This is a genomic window from uncultured Campylobacter sp. (genome assembly GCF_937973075.1).
In the GTDB taxonomy this organism is placed as follows: Bacteria; Campylobacterota; Campylobacteria; order Campylobacterales; family Campylobacteraceae; genus Campylobacter_B.
Window position 1 is genome coordinate 25,322 of the sequence record NZ_CALBWL010000010.1, and the last position, 23,258, is coordinate 48,579.

Below are 23,258 nucleotides of genomic sequence, written 5' to 3' on the forward strand. Positions count from 1 at the left end.
TTCTTTTCCTTTGAAAAAATTAATGAATTATATTTCTTTTGAAATTAGTTGTCAAGCCTATGCAGAGAGAATTTGATTAAATTTATGATTTTATAATTTTCGAGATCGTGCTGTAACTAAGATCAAATTTTGCAGCAAGCTCTCTGATTAAAATCGTTTTAGTCTTTCCTGCTTTTAATCCCTCTTTATACTCTTTTCTGATATCGTCATTACGAAACGTCGCTTTGTAGCTAGGTATATAGATATTGGCGCCGCCAAAGTCTTTTAATATTTCACTTTGATTTGCGCTTTTTTTAATTCGTTCGTAAAACTCAACGAATAACTCAAAGTTGTTGATTATCAAAGAATTTTCCTTGCATCTTTCGTAGGGCAATAATCACGTCAGTGGCTTCGCTGCGGCTTAGATACCATAGGCAAAATACCAGCCTACCGGTTATTCTCTCGATAAAAAGTCGCAACGCAAGCCCCGTTTTCACTCTTGCAATCCTGTTCCAAATACCCACGATGGTATCGAGCTGTCTTTGCGTAGCCTTTAGGGGGTCTTTTTTAGCGATTTCCCTTGGCACTCCGCCCGTTTGCGCGGCCGTATCTTTGGCGCTGTTTTGCCTCAATTTAGGCTCGAATTTATTTTTATATCCGACGAGAGTCAAAACCTTTCTGAGCTCATCGATATTGAGGTCTTTTAGGCTATCCTTGCCGAATTCCGCCTGTAGATATATCCTGCGACATTCATCATCCACGAAATAGTTATGCTTGAGCGTGTGGATCATTTTGATATAGTATTTTTTTAGCTCGTCTTTCTTATTTATCTTCATCGAAAAGCCCCTTATTTGCCATAGTTGTAATAGTTGTATCGGTTGTAACCGGTGGCCTGCAACTATATATTACGCTTTTGCCAGCCTTGCGGCTAAACCACAATTTGCCGTCAAATTTATCTAAACAATCGCGGGCGGTTTTATCATCCTTTGCATAGCCGGCGCTACCGAGAAGTTCGGTTTTATTTAGCTCCCCAAGCTCCAGCGCGCGCCTGATCTCAGCGGTAAAGCCGAGCTCGTATTCGCTCATCCTCGCAAGCTGCAAATCAAGCTCTTTTAGCTGCAAATTTGCGAGATCCACGCAAAAGCCACCGTCTTTTACCCCCGCGCGCTCTTTTGCCACCTCGCATAGAAAATTGAGCTCGTTTTGCGGGCTGGGGCGCTTGATGAGATGATACATTACATCGAGTGAATTTCTGATATGGTTGCTGCCCTGGTAGTTGCGCCCATCCTTATTTGAGTGGTGCAAAATCAAGATCGTAGCCCCAGCTTCGCGCAAATTTTTAAGCGCCGCAAAGAGCCTATTTACGCGGTTATCATTATTTATATCCACGAAGTCGCGCAGGCTATCCAGTATAAAAACGCAACCCTCATAGGCTTTACCTATCGCACTTTGTTCTAGCTTCATCACGAGCTCGAAGCCGTCCATTTCGATACTCGAGCGCTGAATGTAGCTGATATTTGGAAATTTGTTTATCAGCAGCCTATCCACGCCGCGCTGCTTTAGCACCCCGACGGGATTATCGTAATCAATGAAAAACACTCTTTGGCTTTCCTCGCAGAGCCTTTTAGCCAGCGCGAACGCCATATAGCTTTTACCCGTGCCGCCGTCGGCATAAATAAGCGTAATAAGCCGTTTTACTAAAAAATCCTCTATTAAAAATTCGATTTTCTCGTTAAAGCTTTCGCTTTTGAGGCTCGAGCTTTGTAAAAAGTCGAATATATCGTTTTCATTCATATCGGTGCCCGTCTTTCTTAATCTTTCAGTATTATTAGCGCTACGATCGCCGTGATGCTAAGCGCGATAAATATCGTGCTTGCGAATATTAAAAAGAGCTGCATTATTTAATCTCCAAATTTGGGTTCTCGTATATGTTGCCGACGATCTCAAACTCATCTGAAGCGTTTTTGAATTCCTTAGTAATTGGATAATCCGGGTTTATTTTGCTTAAGTCGTGCATATAAAATCCGCAATCAAAGCAAATTTTATAAGTGCGCAATCCCCATCTAACGAAGAAGCCCGTATAAATTTCCATGCCGTTTTTGTCATTTACACCTATATATTGCATTGGCTCGATTTTACGAAAAGAAACCTCGAAGCTGGTTTGTTCTTTTTCGCTCCAAAGCGTAGCTATTTCATTCGCGAAATTTAGATCCATTACTTCATATATTCCTTTTGGAAATTTCTCATATCCAAGCGTTATTCCGCTTACCAGTCTTTGATTGCAACGCAAAAATGCCTTAAATTTAATCTCTCTCATCGCCTATCCTCTAAATTTTACAGAAGCAGTCTTTAAGCGGTTCGTCGTCAAATGCCAAAGAACCTTGCCTGCTTAGGCGGATAAATTCTGCCTCCATATCCGCGCAGGTTAAATTCCCCGCAAACCACGACGTATTCAATACTGCTTCGCCGCCATCTCGTAAAGCGAGAAGCTCAGCTTCGATCCGCTTCATATACTCCCATTCAGGTTTGAAGTTTTTCCATACCTGATAGAAGGCGCGCTTTGACTGCGCAGGACAAAAATAGCAGCCCGTGCGGCTGAAGTATCTATATAGCGGATTTTCTATCTCGCGCTCTTTCAGATACGCCGTGCAGTCTGCTTCGCTCATATTGTAGTCGTCGATGAGCGGATACAAAAACTCATTGCCGTCCATTCTGCGACGGGTTTCGTCTGTAGTGTAGCCGATATAGATCTTATATTCGTCGAAGTTCTGCGCCTTTAGCCAACGCTCAAACGGCGCAACTTTCGCCTCTCTCCGCCACGCACAAAAGCCCTGCGTCTGCGGAGCGGGGAGACCTCGAATAGCACCTTTGTTTTCGCCTCTACTTATGCGTCCAAAAACACACTCCTCAAAGCTCATAGCGGGCTTTAAAATTGTGATCTCCTTGCCGTATCGCGCCGTAAAATACTCGCCGAGCTTGGCGATATATTCATACATAGCCGCGAATTCGTGCAAGGTATCGTAAAAAACAATATGATCGAGTGGCTTTTTGTCGCGCAGTAGCAAATCTAGCATCGCTGTGCTATCCTTACCGCCCGAAAGCGTTGCGATATGGGTCATCTCTTTCCTTTAAATTTAAACTCTTTAACAAGTCTTTAAAATCAGCTTTAAAGGCTTGTTAAAGGGCTTAAAGCCCTTTAACAAATGTCTTTAGTTTTGCCCTTCTGACATATCTAGGCAAAAGCCTATTTTTATTATCTCTTGAGCCTTTAAATTTGCTCCAGTATATTTGAAACATGCTCTCTTTTGAAGTTAGCGAGTCGTTTTTCATCTACTATCCTTTTTAGACATTTGCGCTTTGCAAATTTTCTATCTTAGTTTCGATGCGGAAGTTATCTTTCACCGTGCGCTTTAGCCCAAGCTTAACGAGGCTTGCGTCATCAAGCTCGCAGATCGCGTCTTTGTTGATAGTCTCCTCGTAGGATATACAATCATCAAGCTTATAGCTCTTTAGCGCTTTGATGAGCTTTTCGACCTTTTCTTTGATGCGCGGCAAGCTTACGCTCTTGCTTAGTTTGTATCCGATCTTGCCGAAGGTGAAATCCTTACTGCGCTTTTCGGCGAACTCCGCCTTATTGCTTTCACAAAATGCGGTGATTTGAGCTTCGATATATTTCTTTTCGCTGTCCAGCTTCTCGACCCGGGCTTTTTGTGCGTCCTTGATCTCGTTGCACTTTAGCGTTATCTCTCCGTTTATATCGGTCAAAGCCACCTCAAGCTCACACACTCGCTTTAGCGCGTTATCGACGTCTGCAAAATTATTTATCTGCATCTTTTTCTCCTTCTTTTAAATTTTTGATTTTTTCAAGCACAATTTTATAGGCATGAATCGAACCGTCCATTCGCATTTGAATGAGTGCTAGCGGAGCATTCGAAAAGACATCCGCGGGCTCGTAATGATATCGCTCGTCCGCCTTGATTTCCGCTATCTCGCCTTTCACGAATTTTTCAAGTTCACTAATCGTCTCTTCTTCCTCTGCTTTGAGACTATTTAGGATTTTACCGGCCGTCTCTATAGTGGCATCTGCCGCCGCCTGTGCTACTGCAAGCTCGGGATCGTCGTTGTATGGCGGCTCTACTCTAGCGCTAGCGTAGCCGTGGCTGAGTTCTGCTTCATTTATCATGCGGCATATGAGCTTTTTTGTTGCTTCCATATCTTTTCCTTTCAAAAATTTTAAATTTTTTGGCTAGGCTGTAACTCAGCACATAGCCGTATCGTAGGCAGATCGGAAGCGTATTTTTGCTCTTCTTTACGATCCGCACCGCATGCCTCTCACTCATCGAAAAGACTAAATTTCAACTCCCTCACGCCGAGCTTTTTTGCAAGCTCTCGCTCGTAAGCCATACCTTTGCTCTCCTTGCTGTACTCGCACGGAAAGAAATAGTAGTAACTGCATACCGAGAGGAGCTCCTCGCAGTTTTTCATTATGCGATCTCGCTCCAGCTCGCTATACACCCCCATCCATGCAAGCACGGGCGATATAGGCTCGTAGCCGTTGGCGCGCACGATGGCGCAGGCCTGCTCGGCAAGCTTGCGGGCATAGTAGTCGCGATCTCGATCATGCTTGCATTTGATACTTGCATACGGCGAGCTTACGAAGCAAAGCCTTGCCGTTCGTTTGTCCATATTTTCTCCTTTCTTTTAAAATTTAAGCTTTAGCGCTTATATAGGCTCTTGCAAAAAGAGCCCGATAAACGTTACGCTTCTTGTAAATACTTTAAAATTTTCCCGATATACGGGCTTCCCGCCATCGTTTCATCGGCGCAAATATGAAGCCTACCAAAGCATGCAATTTCCGCACAAGGCTTTTTATCCCCGTAGCAAAAGCTCACGTAAAATGCCCAGCCCTTTACAAGCTGCCCGCCCTTTATTTCATCACGGCGCACCGAGCGCAGACCTACGCGCACCATAGCGGGCACGGCGGCGCTCATCTTTGCGTGCAGCTCTCGAAGAGCTGCGGCGCTATAATCCTGTGCGCTTAGATTTATCAAATCCTTAAGCTTCATTGATCGTTCCTTTCAGGCTCCAGCCGCTGCCGAGCCTTTGAGCCCTACATTTTTCTATCTCTGCGATAGTCTCAAATATCGCCATCCATTTCCCACGATTTCTAGGGTGCTTGAGTTTCGCAAGGGCGGCTCGCTCGATCATCGCTACCCGCTGGACGCTGATGCCGAATATCGCCGCAAGCTCTTTATAGCTCGTCTCGGCATCATCTTTTAGGGCTCTTGCGCTTTCGCGCTTACTTAGTGCGGCTACCATCTCTCTTCTCTTCAAATAGCACGCGCTGCTTATGCTCGCCCACTTTACCGATGTTAAAGCTCTCGACCGGGCGCAGGTAGCCCATCACGCGAGTATAGACGATGCACTTGGTGCGTTTTGTTTCAAGTTCTTTAGGAAATTTCATATCCGCTCCTTTATTTGACTTTATAAGACGCCCGCACGGGGCGCCATTTAAAATCAAAGTCGCCTAGCTCCAGATCTTCCCGAATCCGCGGCGGAAGTACGGGATCGGTACCGCTATGCTCTCGCGGTGTCTTCTCTTTGTAATCCAGCCCCGCGGGGTGCGAAATAGAATGAATGAGTGCGCGATTATGATCTCGTCTTTGCAAGCTTTTAGATCGCTCATTTTCATATCTTTTGAAATTTTCATTTTTATCTCCTTACAACCATTACAACTATTACAACAAAAGCATCTTCGTAGCTTCTTTCACTACGTCTTCATTTATCGTGCCGCCGCCGTATTCGCAAAGCATCTTTGAGCGTTTTAAAAGCTTCTCGGTCTTTCTGAAATTTCCCTTTGCAAGCCTTTGTATCAGCCCTACACAGTCCTTATCTTCTACGCCGAAGCTTTTGCAAACCTCTTTCAGATCATCTGATATAATCTGATTATCATCATTTAGATAGCTTAAGCCGCCCAATATCCATTTGTTACCGACGCGTGAGCTGAGCTGCTCTAAAGCGTCGCCGCTTCGCGAAGAGGTCAAATTTAGCTGCAATTTGTTTGTGCCGACAAGCACTAGCGGCGCGCGACTAAAATCGTGCATCCTTCTTAGGCTCTCCAGTGCACGATACGGAAGGTGCTCCGCCTCGTCTATGATGATCGTTTTACTGAGCTTTTTCAGCTCTGCTGCACTGCGACGGATCAGATCGTCGATACATCCCCTACTTTCTAATCCGAGCTCAGCCGTTAAAATTTTAAAAAGGCTTTTTGCAGACGTGTTGATCGTCGCTTCGATCAAAATGCTATCCGGATGCGTGCGGACGTATTCCTTGATAGCCCTCGTCTTTCCGCTGCCCGCCGCGCCGCTAATCATTGCCATATCGCGATCTTTGACCGCCCAGTTTATGACCGCGTGGATGCTTTTTGCATCGCGGGTTTTGATGAAAGGTAGCTCGTCTTGCGTTACATCGATTTTTTTGATAAAATTGTCAATGTAGTTTTTTGCGGGTCCTTCTACTTTGTGTGCATATTTGTAGGAGGATCCCTCCTTGATATATCCCGAAATATACGCGGGATTAATCCCCAAAAGCTTTGCGAATTTGTTTTGGCTCATACCGCTTTTTTCGTTTTCTTTGATGAACCGCACTATGTCGTTTGCCAGCTTCATTTTTCATCCTTTCTTTTAAAATTTAAAGTCTTTAAAATCCGTTTAAAGCCCTTTAAAAGGCATTTTTAAAACACCTTTTAAAAAGCTCATTCGCCGCTCGCCATCTCTATGGCGTCATCGAGGCTAAATTTAGCCCTCTGTTTCGCTACACTCACTTCTAAACTCTCATAATTAAACGCTTTGGCGCTGATTTCGTTTATCTCTTTTTGGGTTTTAATCGTTTCCTTTACGGCTTTTACCCGATCGTTATCCTCATAAACAAAATTTTCAGGCTTTAGGGCTTCTTTATGCGCCGCAAGCATTACCTCGAGGTCATAATCGACGTTTAGTCTCGTAAACTCGCTAAATTCTGCGCGCTTAATGACAGATCGAATAGCCTTCATCTCATCCTTAAAGACCTTTTTGACCATCTTATACATCTCGGCGCTCATCGGGCAAATGTTTTTATCTTTGGCTTCGCAGATGAAATTTCCGCTCTTATCAAACACAAATACGCTGCTTACGTCATCGATATTCTCGCTTATGAATACCTCTGTGCCTACGCTCGGCAAAAATTGGCTGACAAATTGCATTGCCTCGTAATTGATACCCTTTTTGCCGACTACTCTTCGCTCTAAGCCTCCTGCATGAAGCATAAATTCATCGAGTCTGACGCCCTTTAGCGGTGTATCGTCGGCATTCCATCTATTTATCGGGCTATTTCTCTTTCTTCCTACGCTCATCAGATCCCAGGTCAGTACCTCAGTTTCAAATCTGGCTCGCACCTGCTGCAGGGTTAATAGGTATTTTAAATTTGTCTTTTTCGGGAGCCCGTTTTCATCTTTGGCGTGCCTTTCCTTTTTAGGCGTACGCTGCTCTACCGCCTCGCGCATCGCGAGATTAAATCCGATATAGCCGGGCGTTTGCGAAATCCCGCCGTGCTGGAGCGTACCGAAGTGCCTTTCCACAAAGCCTTTCTCGTCACCGCTATATGCGATAGCTCTGTCATAATCGATCCCAAGCCCGTTTAATAGGTGTTGAAATTGATCGCTTAAATAATCCTTGCCATTATCGCCCTTGATAAAGTCCGGCTTTCCAAATTTGCTTAGTGCCTTCCACATCAATCGAATTAGCCCCAAAGCGTTTGATTTTCGCTCGATACTCGCTACGCAACGTCCGCTATAAACATCCACGATACTTAGCACGTTTGCACGTATCGCTTCGCCTTTTTCGCCGTCGCGCACCATCACGTCAAGCGGCGAGCTATCTATCTGCCAGCATTGATTTCTGCGAGTGATAATCTCGCCTTGATCTCCCATGGCGGGCTGAAAATAGCTTTTTGCCTTGTCTTCGCCTTTAGTTATCATTATGTACTCGAGGCGGCGAGCAGGATCTGCATAATAATTATCCAAATACCTTTTTACGACGCCCGCATCAAAGAGCGGCTTTATGGTGCCGCATAAAAATTTAGGATAGTTATGCGGTTCGCCGTGGCGATAAAAATACTCTTTATGTAGATCTCGCCAAAGCTGAGCGACGTTTAGACCGCCCGCGCCGTAAGCGCGAAATTTATCAAGCACGAACTCGCTCATCCACGGCTCAAGCTTACTTTCGCTCTTTCGATGCTTACCGCGCTTATCGACAAGGGCGGCTGCACCCTTGCTTTTATAGGCTCTTTGCCATCTAAAAAGGTTTGCTTCACTCACGCCGAAGCTTTCGCAAAACTTTTTAGAGGACAAACCTTGCGCTTTTGCTTCTTGCCACTCCTTTAAAATTTTGATCTTCTCATCCGCTTTACTTTTATCTGTAGGGCTTAGCATCGCATAGCTTGAACCGCTCGGCTCGTCCGTTCCGCTTTTTTGCTCTCTTACATCTTGTGCGCCGTGATTGCTTTTTATGTCGCTAAATTTCATCTGTTTTACTCCGTTTTCAGAAGCGGTATCGCTTAACCATACGTTTATTTTTTTGTCGATTTTTCCGCGTTTGATAGCAGCATCGATATCTGCGATACTGACCTCAAAAAGCAGTTTTACCCCGCCGCGGCTTCTAGCGCCGACGTTTTGAAGGCGAATAAATGGGTATTTGAGGGAGTGGCGACGCGAAGCTTCCTTTAATGCGCTCGAAGAGACGCTAAAAATCTTAGCTGCCGCCGTAGTCTCGACATACAACATCAACTAGCCTTTTTATCCGCTTCTTCGTCTTGTTTTTTGATAAATCCTACAGGCATCTGTTTGATTATGCCCTCGCTCAAAAGCGCTTCGAATACCTTTTTCGACGTCTTAAAATTCTTATTTCCGAGCACTTCGCCGTTGATTACCATATAGGTAGTACGCTCGCTTAGATTATGCTTTTTCGCCCACTGCCTAATGCTTATGCAGTTATTTTTAAAATAATCCCTTATCACCTGGCAACTCCTTCCATCTAGATTTTTATTGTTAAAAATAGAAATCTAAGACTTTTTTACAAACCTTTGAAAGTTTTAATCCCGAATGGGGTATAATTCTTTTTCAAAGATTTGAAAGTATTATATAGTATTTTTACCTTATTGTCAAGGTTAAAATACCTTATAAAATAAAATTTTTAATCGAAGGGGCAGAAATGGGCACTCAAAGGGATAAAATCATATTTGAAAATATGAAAAAATTTTTTAAAGTTGACAGCCTCGAAGATGTGGCGGAAAGGCTCGGATACTCTAGGAATACGGCTGCTACATGGCGCTCAAAAGGAATAACCTCAACGGCAAAATTAAAATTTGCTAGTTTGAGCGCCAACAAGGTTAATAAACTATATAACGACCATGCCTATTTAAGATATTTCGAAGATGTAACGGCGAGTGCTGGTTATGGCTCAAACAACGACACGCAAAATTACTCTATAATCCCTATCGGTAGAGATTTCATGGAGCAAGTGTTAAAAATACCTCTTAAAAATTACGATGTAATCAAAGTTTATGGAGATAGTATGGAGCCATTTGCTCAAGATGGCGACGCTGTAGTAGTCGACCTGGACGCAGAGGTAAAAAATGGCGATATCGTAATAGCAAATATCGGCGGAGATGCATATATGAAAAAATTTTTAAGAGATAATATACACAAAGAAATAAAACTAACATCGTTAAATAGCTTTTATCAGGACATTGTTTTAAAGGGGACAGAAATAGATCAGCTAAAAATAGTGGGTAAGGTTCAGTGCAAATTTAATATCAATGTAAAAATATTTTAAAATATAAAAATAATCTTAATATGTGTCTTAATCAAGAAACGAATTTTTAAGTTTTGCGGTTATCTTTGTACTGTTTTTCGTATGTGTCTTAATCGTAAAGCTTAGAATGAGGTATTTTGACGACAACTAAGACACTTTAAGCTTTATTAAGACACATATTTTTGATTTTTGTGTGTCTTAATCATATAAATTCTCGCTAAAACAAAATATAGCCTAAAATGATTTATGATATATTTGAGCTAAATTTTCTATGATTTCAGAATGTATTTAAATATTCGTTAATTGGGCTTGATCTCTTATAAAAGCGTTTAAAATTTCGCTTATTCTGGGATGAAATTGGCATTTTGGGATCGTTGGGATTTTTACCGCCGCAAAATTCTTGCATTACAACTGAGAGTGAAGCTTTTTAAATCGCCTATCTTAGGAACTTTCAAAAATAAGCGCAAAAATTTCCCACTCTCATTTTCTATACCCCCTCACAACTATATACGCAGGAACGCCATTTAATATCCAATTTGGAGAAAATACCTATAACTATGAATATGATTTAGTAAGTCATCCTAGTGCTATTATTATGCCGACATTTTGGAGCAATGTTATAAACGGCGTGAAGATAAAATATAACGATTACACATATAAAATACATAATCCATTTTATATCAATCATGTTTATCCATATAATGATATTATAAATAGATTTAATAAGGAGAATAAATGAGAAATTTTGTTATATCTTTTGTCGTGTTATGCCTATATGGGTGCAGCCCTACGATTTTAGGGCATAAAATCACTTTTGCAAAACACGAAGACGGTGCCTTTTACGGCGAATGTGGCGAAAAAATAGATCAAAAAATTATATATAAATTTAAAGATGGCGTTATTCGTAAAATTTTCTATGAAGATAAAGAGGAATTTGCTAATTATGATGAGATAGTCATCCCTATCCAATCCTGCGAAGGAGAATGGTGTAAAATTTACTATCCTTGCGACGAAACGGAGTATTTCGTAAAGAAGGACGACATAGTAAAAAGAAAGTACTAGCCGCCGGGTGAAAGAACTTGGCGCGGATTTTAAAATTTCAATACGCGCCAAGTATCCAAGCGCGTATAGCGTAAATTTAAAGCGGCTTGAGAAGCAAATAAAACAAGAAGGATTCAAAAATGAAAAGTATAAAAGGTATTTTTCGTTATCTTTTTCCGGTAAGAGATGGACGAGAACTGTATTGGATTAAAATTCCAAAAGGGCAAAGCGATCGTTTTGGAAAAGAATTTATATTCGAGCCTGAATTGATTGCGAAATCGGACGCGGAAAAACTCGGTATAAAAATAGATCCAAAGCTTTTAAGGGATAAGCGGATTAAATTTCATATACGCGATATGTATTATAAGACATATTATGAGATAACATCTTTCGGTATCGATGAGAGCTATGCCGATTCGCGGCAAATAGATCTTGATTTGGAAGATATAAAACAAATCGTAAAATCGGATGCAGACGATCCTTATTATGTATATGGCTATAGCTTAAACATAGAGCAGATGAGATCTTTTGGATGCCTTGATATGGTTAAGCCCGGTTTTTCATACTTCTTTGGTTCCTCTGCCGGCCATGAAAGAATAATCAAAGCTCCAAATGGCGGAGATAAAAATATAAAAGGCTGCTATATAAATGTCTTTGATAGCGATACGGAAGCCTTTTACGTGGCGTTATTGGATGTTAAGCTGCCTTTTAGCGAAGTTGCAAAAATAGTCGCTCCGCTGAGCATAGAGGCAAATATCCACTATTCTTATAGCCTCTCCGAAGAGCAGATTATAAAATTGGGATTTCCTGAAATTTTAAAAGAAAATGGCGGCAAAATTGATGCTCAAATATCGGTAGAGATAGCATAATCTAAAATTTGGCCGTTAAATAGATGAATTATGTGAGCTCAGCGGGCTGTAAATTTATGAGGAGCATAAATGACTACTATGTATGTTGCTTTTTATTTATCGTCGGATAAATATAACTTTGATTTTTCGGACTTGATCCTAGATGAGAAGATCAATGAATATAAAATTAGTTATATAGAAAAATATAAAATCGGCGACATAGATGAAAGGCGCGGCAAGGTTAGAAATAGCTGTAGCTGGCTATGCTATACTGCCAAGAAAGAGTGCGTATTTACAAGCGATGCCTTAAAAGATTTGTATGAAATTTTAAAAGCAAACTTTGGCGATATTAAAAAGAGGATATCGGCATTAAAGTTAAACGTTAACATCGATATAATGATAGACGCGGCGGAGAAGGACGATGTATATTCTATCGACTTTAGTAAAGAAATGCTAAAAATGTGCGCCGAACTAAATGCCGATGTGTGCGTAGATGGGATATAACAAGTAGCAATGGCATCTATAATATATCGGAAAATAATTCCCATAGAGAAAGATGAAATGGCAAGCGAATTTCTAATACCCCGCTCAAAAGGTAAAAATGAATAAATTTATAAAGCGGCTTTCTTTCTTTGCCCTTTTTAATCTATACAAAAACAGGAAGATCTGTCGTTTTATATGGAACAAAGGGGGAATATGGCTACAGTCCTATATTTTTTCTACCAAACATTGCCGACGAAGGTATGGAGGAATTTAAACCAAATATACAAGGAGTAAAAAATGAAAAATAGTTTTCAACAGGTATTTTTAACACTAGTGACTTTGATCGCCGGGGCTTTGATGTATTGGGCATTGGATTATCGGTTTTCTCAAGATGCCGAAAGGAAAGATCCTTGTTACTATGCATATTTTAAGGTTTATGATAATAATAAAAGCAGATTCGCTTATTGCATAAATAAAGAACTAAGGAGGGCGGCTTCTCAGATAAAATATTACTTAAAATTTCTGCCCGAGGATATTAATTTTACATCAGAAGAAGAACACGTAATAGAAAAAGGCAGAATGTTTTCAAATTCGCTTAATGAATTGAGATAATATAGTAAAAGTAGATTTTATAGTAGACGGAAATGGCTTACACTAAATGTCAAGAAATTTAAAATGGCTGGCTAGACAGGAAACATCGACTAATGTAGGAGATTTTGCCGGCCTAACAGGCGCATCATTGAAGAGATATTCTCAAGAGCGCCGAAAGACTGGAAAGTAATGCTCCAAAATGACGGTAAAGGAATAAAATTTGTCGATAAAGATGGTGTAGAAAGAGTTAGAATACATGCACCGGAAAACAATCCTAAATTGCCAAGCACCGCAAATACTAATAACGGATGGGTTTTAAGAATTCCTGCTAGTAGAAATAAATATTTTGATGATTCCGGTAAAATATTAAAATTCAATACAGATGAAACTCACATCCCAATAAAAGGAAACCCAAATGCAAATTGATGGAAAAAAGATATTTAAGAAAGGCACTCTTATGTGCCGCCTAAGTCGAATGGCTTCTTTGGAATATCAGGACAAATATATCGTTCATCCCACAAAGGACTACTATATATTAGCAGACGAAATAATAGATTGGCTATATGATTTTTGCAAAAATGCTCTATTGGAGCAATTTAAATTTTGTTTTTTACCATACGAGAGGGATGCGCTAAGAGAACTTAAGGAGCTCATAGATAAGTACACTGAAGACGACAGTATATTAAAGGGGGAAGAAGATGGCTATTACTTGGTCTATCAGAACAAATCCTGGATAGAGGTTAGAGAGCTAGCTTTAAAGACCTTGCATATTTTCGGCTACAAACCATATAACTTTAATTATGATTAGCCCGGATTAGACCTGCTAGAATGAAATTTATCCTATATATCTTTAATCTGCTGCTATGCCTAAGTGCCTGGGCTTCTATAGATATTAATGGTATAGGCATAAGCGGCAGTAAAACACAAAAATCAAGGGTTTATATCCGTAAAATTTAAAAATTCCTAATAAGGAAATAAAATGAAATTTTTAAAACGATACAAAAATATTATTCTATTACCATTTTTGCTGATTATTTCGTTTTTTGTTTTTCGTATGATTTATACGGAAATAATTAGCGAGTGCGCTCCAATGAGGCTTTTTTCAAAAAATTCTCTAAGTAATAGCGGTTATGTTAAGTTAAAAGCAAAATGTATAAGAAAAGCTTTGGAAAATAACGATAATCACCTTATTATGCAGTATTTTAAAAGAGAGACGAGCGAGTGCCTTGAGATCATTGATGGATCGTCAAAGATCCCACATAATTTGATTAGAGTTAATAGTTTTGAAGAGTGGAAAAAATTAAGGCTTACAGATACTGACAATATCATTTGTCCTATTGGTAATTCTAAAAAGAGCGATATTAGCAATGAAAGTAAATGAATTTATAAATTATTCAAATTTACGGCGCTTAAGGCCTACTTATCAAGCAAGATATTAGCCATAATTTGAAGCGTAAATTTTAAAATTTATTATCTGCGCCGCGCGTTTTTGCGGCTGCATATCCGATAAATTTAGAAGAGCGCCGCAAAAGGCGCCGTCAAAAAAGCGAAATTTAACGCGAAATTTTATATAATCTTGCGATTTAATGCGAGGAGATAGGATGAATAAAAAGGCGTATTTCGGGAGTTTTGGCGGGCAATTCGTGCCGGAGACGGCGATGTTCGCGCTTGAGGAGTTGGAGGATGCGTACAACACCATAGCGCAGACGAAGGAATTTAAAGACGAGCTGGACTATTTGCTGCGCGAATACGCGGGGCGTCCGACGCCGTTATATCGCGCCGCGCGCCTTAGTGAGCACTACGGGCATGAAATTTATCTAAAGCGCGAGGATCTTAACCATACGGGCGCTCATAAGATCAACAACGCCCTAGCGCAGGCGCTACTAGCCAAAAAAATGGGTAAAAAAAAGATCATCGCAGAAACCGGCGCGGGTCAGCATGGCGTAGCGACGGCGACGGCAGCAGCGCTATTCGGGCTTGAGTGCGACGTGTATATGGGCGAGACCGACGCTGCGCGCCAGCAGCTCAATGCCTTTAGGATGCAGCTTCTGGGCGCAAATTTAATCAAAATCGGCACCGGTCTTAAAACGCTCAAAGAGGCGACCACCGCGGCGATTCAGGCGTGGGTGAACGAGATTGAGAGCGTATTTTACGTCATCGGCTCGGCGGTCGGGCCGCATCCGTATCCTAAGATGGTTAGGGAATTTCAGAGCGTTATCGGTACCGAGACCAGATCGCAGCTCGCAAGCAAGGGGATCAAAGCCAACTACGTCCTAGCCTGCGTAGGAGGCGGAAGCAATGCGATAGGAATTTTTAGCGCGTTCGTGGATGATCCTAGCGTGCAACTCATCGGCGTCGAAGCGGGCGGCTTGGGCGCACATACCCCTTATCACGCAGCGACCATCACTAACGGGCGCGCGGGCATCATCCACGGCATGAAAACGATCGTACTGCAGGATAAATTCGGCATGATCGAGCCTGTTCACAGCATCTCGGCGGGGCTTGATTATCCCGGCGTGGGTCCTGAGCACGCGCATCTGCACGAGATAAGTCGCGCAAAATACGAAGCGGTAACCGACGATGAGTGTATCACGGCGCTTAAACTGCTCTGTAGGCTCGAAGGCATCATCCCAGCGATCGAAAGCGCGCACGCGTTAGCGTATTTGCAAAAGCTCTGCCCGCAGCTAAAAGGCAAAAAAACGATCGTCGTAAACGTAAGCGGCAGGGGCGATAAGGATATGGATACCGTGATGAATTACAAAAAAGGAACGATTTATGGATAAGATCAAAGCGGCCTTTGCGGGCAAAAAAGCAAACATCGGCTATATCGTGGCGGGATATCCGAGCCCCGCGCACACGAAGGAGTTTTTGTCAAATTTAGACGAAAGCGTGATCGATCTGCTTGAGATTGGCATCCCGTATTCCGATCCGCTCGCAGACGGCCCGGAAATTTTTAAAGCGAGCTTTTCCGCGGTGCAAAACGGCGTAAACGCGGGCACAGTATTTGAAATTTTAAAAGAGGTGCAAACGCGCAAGCCGCTCGTGTTTTTGGTCTATTACAACGTGATCTTTGCCTACGGCGCGCGCGAGTTTGTAGCGCAGGCGGCGCGCTACGGCATCAGCGGACTAATAATCCCCGATCTGCCGTATGAGGAAAATGAGGAAATTTTCGCGCTTTGCGAAGAGTTCGGTATCGCGCTCATCCCGCTTATTAGCGTTACGAGCGAGCACCGCGCCACGCGAGTTTTGAGCCGCGCACGAGGCTTCATCTACGGCGTGGGAGCTATCGGCGTGACCGGAAGCAAGCAAACTCCGATCTCGCGCCTAAAAAATATGGTCGCTGATCTTAAAAAAATGAGCGATCTGCCCGTAGCGATCGGCTTTGGTATTCGCAGCTCTAGCGATGTTCGCGCCACTAAAGAATACGCAGACGGTGCTATCATAGGCACTGCGATCGTAAATTTATGCGCGAGCTATGGCGGGCGCGAGCTGCAAGACAAGATCGCCGAACTTTTTAACTAACGGAAAGAGCATGAAAAAGATATTTTTGATTTTAATCGCAAATTTTTGCCTCGGCGCCAATCTGATGCAATACGATCTTTTCAACCACGACGACAGCGTCGACATCGTTTTGGCGTTTGACTCTGCCTATAAGCCTAACAATATTGCACGCATAGTTAATGGGCAGTCGATGAGCCTTATTTTAAAAGGGCTTGGCGGCGATGAGAAATTTAACGAAATGCGCACCAATCAAAAGGTCTTAAAAAGCTTTACGATAGCGCCCAAAGGCAAGGATATCGAGATCAATTTCCCCACCGGTGCCGATCTTTTAGTAGATGCCCACTCCCAAGACGATGATTTAAAGCTCATTTTACGCGTAAAAAACCCCGCTTTCGATCAAAGCAAGATGAGCGTAAAGAGCGAGGCGAATGAAACGGCGCAAAGCAGCAGCAGCAGGATTTCTGTGATGCCGATAATCGTAGCATTACTTCTTGCGGCTGCGGTTTTTGTCGGCGTACGAAAATTTTTATCACACAAGCCGCAAAAAAGTATCGACGAGACATGGCGGGTTTTTGAAGACGACGCTAGCATAGAGGGCGCTGACGTGGACGAAGCGGGCATAGATGAAATTTTAAACGACTCCTCTTTTAAAAATCAGAGCGGATCAAAGAACGCAAATTTTACAAATTATTCTGACGTGCAGGAGTTTGCGAAGAAAGATGAAGCCTCTGCTTTAAATTCCAAAAATTCTAACGACTCAAAAAACGTAGATAGCGCAGATTTTTTCAGAGGCGAGAGTGTGGACGAAGAGAGTGCACACGATAAATTTTACGATGAGGTTGCGCGTGCCGAGCGTTCGGAAGCTATGGGGGCGGACGAAAACTATGAGAGCGCTGAGAATATCAGGGCAGCGGATAAAATTTCGCCGCTTAAAGTAAGCCCTGCTGAGAGTGGCACGATGGAATTTCGCGAGGGAGCAAAAGAGAGATCGGATGCAAAAGAGCCTAAAGTTTCGGCATTTAAAAGCATTTTAGAAAATGAGTTGCTTAGCTCGGATACCGCAAGACCTAGCGATGTGCGAGTAGAGCTGGTGCGCGAGATCGACGAAAATAATGCTGCCGTAGTGCTAAGCTTCGCGGGCAAAAAACATCTAGTGGTGCTAAAAAGCTCCAACGCTATCGATTGATGAGGCGTAGAATTTCGTAACTTGCGGGCTTTGTGGCCGTATGTAAAAATAGAATTTCCGACTTCGTGCGAGAAATTAAGGCTGGTTTATTTATATTTAAGTAAAATTCTATAGTTAAGACTGGCTTCGTATGTCCGAACCCCATTTTAACTACTTTTTAAATTCTATTTTTAGTCATTTTTAAGTATGGATAGGATTCTTACTTTTTAAAATTTAGATCGGAATTTATTTGCTTTTTATTTTACAAAGGATAAAATCGCGCCTAAGAGATCGGTCGATCTAGATTATTTCAGGACTTTTTCATGAATAACGTTAAATGGTACATTATCGCAGGCGCCGTGCTAGGCGTGCTGGGTGCGATGCTGGTGCATTTTGGAAACCCGGGCAATATGGGCGTTTGCGTCGCTTGTTTTTTGCGCGATACCACGGGCGCGCTGGGCTTTCACCGAGCTGCCGCAGTGCAATACATCCGCCCGGAGATCATAGGGCTCGTGTTCGGCGGCTTTTTAGCAAGCGTGCTTTGGACGCGCGAGTTTGCGCCAGTTACGGGCAGCTCGCCGTTTGCGAAATTTTTCCTAGGAATTTTCGCGATGATCGGCTGCCTTGTATTTTTGGGATGCCCGTGGCGCGCGTTTTTGCGCCTAGGCGGCGGCGATTTGACCGCGTTAGCCGGGTTAGCGGGTCTGATCTGCGGCGTACTCATTGGGTTTTTGCTTAAAAAGCGCGGCTATGAGGCGAGCAAAGAGGCAAGGCTTAGCGGCGCGATCGGAATTTTGCCCGTGCTACTGGGCGCTGCGCTGCTTGCAGCCTTGGTTTTCGGACTCAAAACGGGCGAGGGCGGCGCGCTTTTTATCTCCGCTAAAGGTCCCGGCGCACAACACGCCGCGGTAGGCATTTCGCTGGCTGCGGGCATTATCGTGGGCGCGGTGATGCATAGAAGCAAATTTTGCAGCGTCGGCGCGTTCGGTAGAATTTTCCGCGGCGATTTCTCGATGTTTTGGGGCGTACTAAGCGTCATCGTGTTTGCAAGCATCGCAAATATCGCGTTTGGGCAATACAAACTCGGCTTTGAAGGCCAGCCTATCGCACATAACGATTTCGTTTGGAATTTCTTGGGCATGGTGCTCGCAGGACTTTGCTTCAGCCTCAGCGAAGGCTGCCCGGGCAAGCATCTGGTGCAGGCCGGCACGGGAAATTTAAGCTCGGGCATCTTCGTCATCGGCATGGCGGCGGGCGCCGCGATCGCGCATAATTTCTTGCTCGCAAGCTCGGCTAAAGGCATCACCGAGTTCGCTCCTTACGCGGTTGCGATCGGTTTTGTTTTTGCGCTTTACGTGGGGATTTTTCAAAGACGCAGCGTTTAAGGCTGATATTTAATCTCAGAGATCAATTGAATACAGAGGCGGCGTATCTAGCCAAGCTCCAGCAGCGTACTTATAAAGAAATACGCTGCTGGAGCAGAGTGCTCGCTGCAAGACTGGCGCAAGCAGCTGGAAGTGGAATTTAAGAATTTGTAGCCGTATTCATAACGCGATAAAGCAAATGATAAAAATATATTCCGCGCAAGAAAGATTACGATCAATTTTTAAGAGTCGCTCCTTTAAATTTTAAAATTTAAAGGCTTCGCCATTTGAGGCTTCTTTAATTTAAAAATCTTTAATTACTAATTAAAACCCAGCCACACGTGGTGCTGGACTTTATTTAAATCAATACCTTTTCTCTTTATAAAAAATTCTTTTATCCTGGCGTAGTCGTCCATAGCTTCTATCGTAAAGGCGATATCTTTATCCTTGCCTCGGATTATTATATTATCGTAGAATATAAATCTAAGTTGAAATTTAAAAACCAAAAAATATATAAATTTTGAGATGAATAAAAACAAAAACGTCAATATCAATATAAAAATTACTTTGGAACTACCTGTTTCTATATATTTTCTTACGCCGATAGCTAATACTAATATGCAGATCAATAAAAAAGCGATTATCGTAGCATACGGATCAAATTTTAAGAAAAATCTATAAAAAGCGCCTTGCCTCCTAAGCCACTCATTATCTCTTGCAAAATAGGCTCTTTTTACATCCTTAAGATCATCTAAGAATATAGTTTTTTCGGGCATTTTGTTTGTACAATAAGTAACTCGATCATTATAAAATTTTACAAATTTCTTATTAAAAAAATTTGTAAAATATTCCATTATTATAGGCAATCCGAAAAATGGAAATACTATAAAAAGCTGATTATATCTAGTTTGATTGGGTTCGTATGAATACATAAAAATCATAATCGCAAGCGTGCATACCGTAGCAAGAACTATATAAAAATTCGTCCTATCTTTGAGCACTAAAGGCTCTTTATTATAATCACTAGCGCAACTCGGATTTTGTTCAAATTTATTAGATTTTTCGTTTGTATTTATCGTAGAGTCATCCGTGAGTTTTTCAAATTTAAAATTTTTACTGTCAGAATTTTCGGCATCAAAATTCCGCCCTGAACCCCGCTCTAAATTTTGACGCCGTTCATTTAGAATTTTCTTTAGCTTTTCGAGTCTCTGTTTTTTTATTCATCTTTTATTCTTTATAGCCTACACAAAAATTTGCGGCGGGATTTTATCTAAATTTTTCCCTGTTTTGAGTAAAAAATAGGTTTTTAACTCCCTGTACTCTTTGCTACTTAGAAACGAAACCTCTATAAAAGAACTTTTGTCATATATCAATATGCTGTCATTTATAATATCAAAGCCTAGCCCGTTAAAAAGCCTATATAGCAATAAAGGAAAGAAGCTAATAGATATAATTACCGCAAAAATTATCCAAAAATTTTCCTCCCTTCCGTCTATCACTACCGCTACGAAAAAAACTAAAAGCAAATATATAAAAGCAAATAGCAGCATAAGGCATTTTGTCTTTTTTGATATTTCGGGATATGACGGTCCCGTGGTTCGTTTGATACAAGTTATATCTGAAATTTTGGTCTCATATAAAACGGCTTCCGTTTTTTTAGAGTATAGGGTTATATCGTCATTTTTAAAGCATATATAGCACTTGCCGAAATTTGAGAATTTATTTAATGCTCTGAGCGGAAAATAGCAATCCAGCAAAACGAGAAATAAAATTTGCTGGGCGGAAAATTTACCGCAGATCGCCATCAATATCGTAGTAATGATATAAATCACGCCGATGATAGCATTTAAAACTATAGCGTGGTCTTTTATGATTATCGGCTCTTTGTCGTAATCTCTTGTTTGAGTTTTAAAATTTTGCGAGGGTGTATCAGCGGCGCAAGAGAAATCGCTTTGCGATTTTTGTTCAACGGCATTCGTAAAATTTCGTTCGCTGGCATTTATAGAATTTCGCCTGCCATTGCTCGTAAATTTTAGCCCACCACCCGCCAAATTTCGCTTATCGCAATTTTTATCTTGCAAGAAATCCTTTATATTTTTATCATACCGCGTTTTGCTTATGCCAAACCTAGCAATTTCGTCGTTATGCATTTGGCTCCTTCTTATACACGCTTGATTTAGATATAACTATCGCGTGAGTTTGCACACGGAGATCAGCCTTGCGCATTTTTTAAAATTTGTAAAATTTCGCTTATCTTTTGTGGATCTTTAATGCCTCGCGCGTCCTCCACGCAGCTGTTTAGATCGATAGCGTATGGGCGCAGTGCGAGTGCCTCACGGATATTTTGCGCGCCGATGCCGCCTGCAAGAATAAAAGAGATCGCGCCGCTTTTAGCAGCAGTACTATGTTTATCCGCACTATCATCTTTTGTGGCACCCAGCTTGCCTACTTCGCCGCCGTCATTTGAAATATTTGGCGCGCTCGCCTCATAGTCGCTTGCGCCTCGATCATTGACGCCTTCGCTTGTGGGTCTTAAACCACTCAGCCTAGCGGTAGCACACGCACTAAATTTGCACTCATCGTCATTCTTTGCGGCGCGACGATCGGCGCTCGTTTCTTGTTTCGTATTGCTCGATCGAACAATATCATGTGTGCGCTCGCTCGCTTCCTTACTATTAGAGGCACAGCACACGTTGCTTACTCTCTTGAGCTTTAAATTTCCGTTTTCGCTATGCTCCACGCAAGAATTGTTGCAGTCGCCGTTTTTGTCGCGCTTTAAATTCCCCTCGCTATATCCGCTACAGATCGCGCTATGTTTAATATGGCTCCTTGTGTTGCCAGCGCCTTGTATTGTGCCTGCTACGTAGTATTTTTCATTACTTGCTGTGTCGTTTTGTGTATCGCAGCGCCCGCTAGCCGGGTCGTATTGTCCTTCGTAGCCAAGCCCTGCGCGTCTCAATAGATTCCAGTCGAAGCTCACGCCGTTGCCGCCCAGGTTCGCCCCTTTAGCGTCGAATAAGATCCGATCACAGCTCAAACCCTCAAGCGGCGGCATTTCGGCGCCAATGCTTAGCACCTGCCACGCCTCTATGCCCGCCGCGTTAAGCCGCGCTTTGAAATCCGCGCTTATGCGTCCGTAAATTTGAGTGCAGTCCAACTCGCAAAGGCTGCAAATTTTTAAAATTTGCTCCTCGCCTAAAGCTTCCGTATCTAAAATTTCAGAATTTAGATCTTTTACGGAGGCGGACACAGCGCAGTTTGCGTTTAAATTTACGTTCAAATCGTCGCACTCGTTTTTGTAAAATTCTATACTGCCGCTATCACTGCCGCGAATTTTGCTGCTAAAATTTTTACATTCGTACGCGGCGGCGCTGTGTTTTTCGGAGCTCAAAGCAAAGACTCCGACGCACTTTGCGCCGTTTTGGTGCGCGATGCGTGCGATCTCGCGAGCCGTTTCTACGCTAACTCGGCGTTTGGAGCTCGATACGAATATCACACCTAAAAAATTTACGTCTAGACCTGCCGCAGCGCATGCTTCTTCAGATGTTTTGATACCGCAAATTTTAATTAAAACACTCATTTTCGCCTAAAAAATATAATATCGCAAACTAGTCTCTGCGATCTCTTTCATTATTTCAAACATCTCGTTTGCACCCCACTCCTCTTTTCGAAAATACATACTTACGGGAGAAAATTTATTGTGCTCGCTGTTGCCGTCTAGCTTAAAAATATAAGTTTTGTTGAGGTAGTAAAATTCATTCATTGTGCTAAGTTTTGAAAATACGTTTTTTGTGCTAGCGTCATTTTCGTTAAAGTCGTCACCGCTACCAAAACATACGAAAGGCGTTATGTCTTCGTGGTTCATCATAGCTCTTATGCCGATTAAATTTTTACCTAGGCGCTCTATTGCATTACCCCTAGCTTGTTTTTTTAACCCTTCTTTAGCGCGTTTATCATTTGTGCCTTGTCTTTTAACTTCTGCCGCTAGAAGGAGTTTTTGATATTTTGTGTCGCCTCGTTTTTTGAGTATCAAAAAGCCTCCATCAGGCATGATAGTATTGTCTTCCCATGTTGTATCAAACTGTTTTCTGATGCTACCGTTTTTTATATTTTCCATCATTCCTTTTAACGACAATCTTCCGCTAAATTCAAGGTAAAAACCGTTAAAATTTGGAATTTGACTAAATCTATTTTCTATATAATCAATAGTTTTTTGCATGGCCTGCGCTATATTTTTGTCGTCAAATTTTGACTCGATATTTTTAGGTTTATGCTGATTTACATTTTTCCTTAGATCATCACTATTTGCCATTTTAAACCTTTTTTACGATATAGATGTATTCGGTTACGTAAAGCGCCCTGTTATTTAAATTTCTGCTTGCGCGATAAGTTGGATAGCGGATTCCGTGTTTTATGACTTTGCCGATTTTTGATAAAT

Annotated in this window: 33 protein-coding genes; 12 read left to right on the top strand and 21 right to left on the bottom strand. The window is 42.1% G+C overall.

The features are described 5' to 3' along the window. Positions 1-82 precede the first annotated feature (82 nt). The 17 genes from Q0274_RS01095 to Q0274_RS01175 form a co-directional block, all read right to left on the bottom strand. Positions 83-343, bottom strand: coding sequence for a Mor transcription activator family protein (locus tag Q0274_RS01095; protein ID WP_298026852.1), 261 nt, complete (start codon positions 341-343; stop codon positions 83-85). Next, positions 324-815, bottom strand: a complete 492-nt coding sequence (locus Q0274_RS01100) for a phage protein GemA/Gp16 family protein (RefSeq protein WP_298026855.1) — start codon at positions 813-815, stop codon at positions 324-326. Before Q0274_RS01100 ends, Q0274_RS01095 begins: the two co-directional genes overlap by 20 nt. Continuing rightward, positions 802-1,773 (bottom strand): AAA family ATPase, encoded by a 972-nt coding sequence (locus Q0274_RS01105; protein ID WP_298026858.1) that lies wholly within the window; start codon positions 1,771-1,773, stop codon positions 802-804. Before Q0274_RS01105 ends, Q0274_RS01100 begins: the two co-directional genes overlap by 14 nt. 103 nt (positions 1,774-1,876) lie before the next feature. After that, complete coding sequence (locus Q0274_RS01110; RefSeq protein ID WP_298026860.1) at positions 1,877-2,296, bottom strand: YopX family protein; 420 nt, start codon at positions 2,294-2,296, stop codon at positions 1,877-1,879. Between the two features lie 10 nt (positions 2,297-2,306). Further along, positions 2,307-3,098, bottom strand: coding sequence for a phosphoadenosine phosphosulfate reductase family protein (locus Q0274_RS01115; protein ID WP_298026862.1), 792 nt, complete (start codon positions 3,096-3,098; stop codon positions 2,307-2,309). A 67-nt stretch (positions 3,099-3,165) separates the two neighbouring features. Next, positions 3,166-3,309 carry a hypothetical protein gene (locus Q0274_RS01120; protein WP_298026864.1) on the bottom strand — a complete coding sequence of 48 codons (144 nt, stop codon included), beginning with the start codon at positions 3,307-3,309 and terminating at the stop codon, positions 3,166-3,168. Positions 3,310-3,321: 12 nt separating this feature from the next. Continuing rightward, positions 3,322-3,810: a host-nuclease inhibitor Gam family protein gene (locus Q0274_RS01125; RefSeq protein WP_298026866.1), complete on the bottom strand. Its 489-nt coding sequence runs from the start codon at positions 3,808-3,810 to the stop codon at positions 3,322-3,324. Next, complete coding sequence (locus tag Q0274_RS01130) at positions 3,797-4,192, bottom strand: hypothetical protein (RefSeq protein WP_298026869.1); 396 nt, start codon at positions 4,190-4,192, stop codon at positions 3,797-3,799. The genes Q0274_RS01125 and Q0274_RS01130 overlap by 14 nt, the downstream gene beginning before the upstream one ends. Continuing rightward, entirely contained in the window at positions 4,152-4,319 is a 168-nt protein-coding gene (locus Q0274_RS01135; protein ID WP_298026872.1) for a hypothetical protein, read from the bottom strand. Before Q0274_RS01135 ends, Q0274_RS01130 begins: the two co-directional genes overlap by 41 nt. Next, positions 4,312-4,665, bottom strand: a complete 354-nt coding sequence (locus Q0274_RS01140; RefSeq protein ID WP_298026875.1) for a hypothetical protein — start codon at positions 4,663-4,665, stop codon at positions 4,312-4,314. Before Q0274_RS01140 ends, Q0274_RS01135 begins: the two co-directional genes overlap by 8 nt. A 71-nt stretch (positions 4,666-4,736) precedes the next feature. Then, positions 4,737-5,045 (bottom strand): hypothetical protein, encoded by a 309-nt coding sequence (locus Q0274_RS01145; protein ID WP_298026877.1) that lies wholly within the window; start codon positions 5,043-5,045, stop codon positions 4,737-4,739. After that, a complete protein-coding gene (locus tag Q0274_RS01150) occupies positions 5,035-5,313 on the bottom strand; it encodes a sigma factor-like helix-turn-helix DNA-binding protein (RefSeq protein ID WP_298026879.1) in 279 nt (92 codons plus the stop codon). The genes Q0274_RS01145 and Q0274_RS01150 overlap by 11 nt, the downstream gene beginning before the upstream one ends. After that, positions 5,279-5,443, bottom strand: a complete 165-nt coding sequence (gene nrdD / locus Q0274_RS01155; RefSeq protein ID WP_298026881.1) for an anaerobic ribonucleoside-triphosphate reductase — start codon at positions 5,441-5,443, stop codon at positions 5,279-5,281. Before nrdD ends, Q0274_RS01150 begins: the two co-directional genes overlap by 35 nt. Before the next feature lie 63 nt (positions 5,444-5,506). After that, on the bottom strand, positions 5,507-5,689 hold the full coding sequence (locus Q0274_RS01160; RefSeq protein WP_298026883.1) for a hypothetical protein: 183 nt from the start codon (positions 5,687-5,689) through the stop codon (positions 5,507-5,509). A gap of 28 nt (positions 5,690-5,717) precedes the next feature. Beyond that, positions 5,718-6,647 (bottom strand): AAA family ATPase, encoded by a 930-nt coding sequence (locus Q0274_RS01165; RefSeq protein WP_298026885.1) that lies wholly within the window; start codon positions 6,645-6,647, stop codon positions 5,718-5,720. 86 nt (positions 6,648-6,733) lie between these two features. Beyond that, a complete protein-coding gene (locus Q0274_RS01170; protein ID WP_298026887.1) occupies positions 6,734-8,797 on the bottom strand; it encodes a DDE-type integrase/transposase/recombinase in 2,064 nt (687 codons plus the stop codon). Next, positions 8,797-9,030 (bottom strand): hypothetical protein, encoded by a 234-nt coding sequence (locus Q0274_RS01175; RefSeq protein WP_297893818.1) that lies wholly within the window; start codon positions 9,028-9,030, stop codon positions 8,797-8,799. The genes Q0274_RS01170 and Q0274_RS01175 overlap by 1 nt, the downstream gene beginning before the upstream one ends. A 194-nt stretch (positions 9,031-9,224) precedes the next feature. On the opposite strand from Q0274_RS01175, the gene Q0274_RS01180 reads away from it, so the two are divergent. From Q0274_RS01180 to yedE, 12 genes are all read left to right on the top strand, one after another. After that, positions 9,225-9,848 carry a S24 family peptidase gene (locus Q0274_RS01180; protein ID WP_298026889.1) on the top strand — a complete coding sequence of 208 codons (624 nt, stop codon included), beginning with the start codon at positions 9,225-9,227 and terminating at the stop codon, positions 9,846-9,848. 714 nt (positions 9,849-10,562) lie between these two features. Beyond that, a complete protein-coding gene (locus tag Q0274_RS01185; RefSeq protein WP_298026892.1) occupies positions 10,563-10,889 on the top strand; it encodes a hypothetical protein in 327 nt (108 codons plus the stop codon). 119 nt (positions 10,890-11,008) lie between these two features. Next, complete coding sequence (locus Q0274_RS01190; protein WP_298026894.1) at positions 11,009-11,737, top strand: hypothetical protein; 729 nt, start codon at positions 11,009-11,011, stop codon at positions 11,735-11,737. Positions 11,738-11,806: 69 nt separating this feature from the next. Then, entirely contained in the window at positions 11,807-12,220 is a 414-nt protein-coding gene (locus Q0274_RS01195) for a hypothetical protein (protein WP_298026896.1), read from the top strand. A gap of 276 nt (positions 12,221-12,496) precedes the next feature. Next, on the top strand, positions 12,497-12,811 hold the full coding sequence (locus Q0274_RS01200; protein ID WP_040303309.1) for a hypothetical protein: 315 nt from the start codon (positions 12,497-12,499) through the stop codon (positions 12,809-12,811). Between the two features lie 168 nt (positions 12,812-12,979). Then, a complete protein-coding gene (locus tag Q0274_RS01205; RefSeq protein ID WP_298026901.1) occupies positions 12,980-13,216 on the top strand; it encodes a hypothetical protein in 237 nt (78 codons plus the stop codon). Further along, positions 13,206-13,598, top strand: coding sequence for a phytanoyl-CoA dioxygenase (locus tag Q0274_RS01210; protein WP_298026903.1), 393 nt, complete (start codon positions 13,206-13,208; stop codon positions 13,596-13,598). The genes Q0274_RS01205 and Q0274_RS01210 overlap by 11 nt, the downstream gene beginning before the upstream one ends. A 171-nt stretch (positions 13,599-13,769) precedes the next feature. After that, the gene (locus tag Q0274_RS01215) at positions 13,770-14,171 is read left to right on the top strand and encodes a hypothetical protein (RefSeq protein ID WP_298026906.1); all 402 of its coding nucleotides are present in this window, start codon (positions 13,770-13,772) and stop codon (positions 14,169-14,171) included. Between the two features lie 220 nt (positions 14,172-14,391). Further along, positions 14,392-15,573, top strand: a complete 1,182-nt coding sequence (gene trpB / locus Q0274_RS01220) for a tryptophan synthase subunit beta (RefSeq protein WP_298026909.1) — start codon at positions 14,392-14,394, stop codon at positions 15,571-15,573. Then, positions 15,566-16,312, top strand: a complete 747-nt coding sequence (gene trpA, locus Q0274_RS01225) for a tryptophan synthase subunit alpha (protein ID WP_298026913.1) — start codon at positions 15,566-15,568, stop codon at positions 16,310-16,312. Before trpB ends, trpA begins: the two co-directional genes overlap by 8 nt. A gap of 10 nt (positions 16,313-16,322) precedes the next feature. Then, complete coding sequence (locus tag Q0274_RS01230; protein ID WP_298026915.1) at positions 16,323-17,477, top strand: hypothetical protein; 1,155 nt, start codon at positions 16,323-16,325, stop codon at positions 17,475-17,477. Positions 17,478-17,779: 302 nt separating this feature from the next. Beyond that, positions 17,780-18,841 (top strand): YedE family putative selenium transporter, encoded by a 1,062-nt coding sequence (yedE, locus tag Q0274_RS01235; protein WP_298026918.1) that lies wholly within the window; start codon positions 17,780-17,782, stop codon positions 18,839-18,841. Between the two features lie 299 nt (positions 18,842-19,140). Here yedE and Q0274_RS01240 read toward each other — a convergent pair whose 3' ends face one another. From Q0274_RS01240 to Q0274_RS01260, 4 genes are all read right to left on the bottom strand, one after another. Beyond that, positions 19,141-19,596, bottom strand: a complete 456-nt coding sequence (locus Q0274_RS01240) for a hypothetical protein (RefSeq protein WP_298026921.1) — start codon at positions 19,594-19,596, stop codon at positions 19,141-19,143. A gap of 465 nt (positions 19,597-20,061) precedes the next feature. Then, entirely contained in the window at positions 20,062-20,970 is a 909-nt protein-coding gene (locus tag Q0274_RS01245) for a hypothetical protein (protein WP_298026924.1), read from the bottom strand. A 62-nt stretch (positions 20,971-21,032) separates the two neighbouring features. Further along, positions 21,033-22,400, bottom strand: coding sequence for a hypothetical protein (locus Q0274_RS11075; protein ID WP_367271902.1), 1,368 nt, complete (start codon positions 22,398-22,400; stop codon positions 21,033-21,035). Between the two features lie 6 nt (positions 22,401-22,406). Then, positions 22,407-23,132, bottom strand: coding sequence for an EcoRI family type II restriction endonuclease (locus Q0274_RS01260; RefSeq protein WP_298026927.1), 726 nt, complete (start codon positions 23,130-23,132; stop codon positions 22,407-22,409). Between the last annotated feature and the right edge of the window lie 126 nt (positions 23,133-23,258).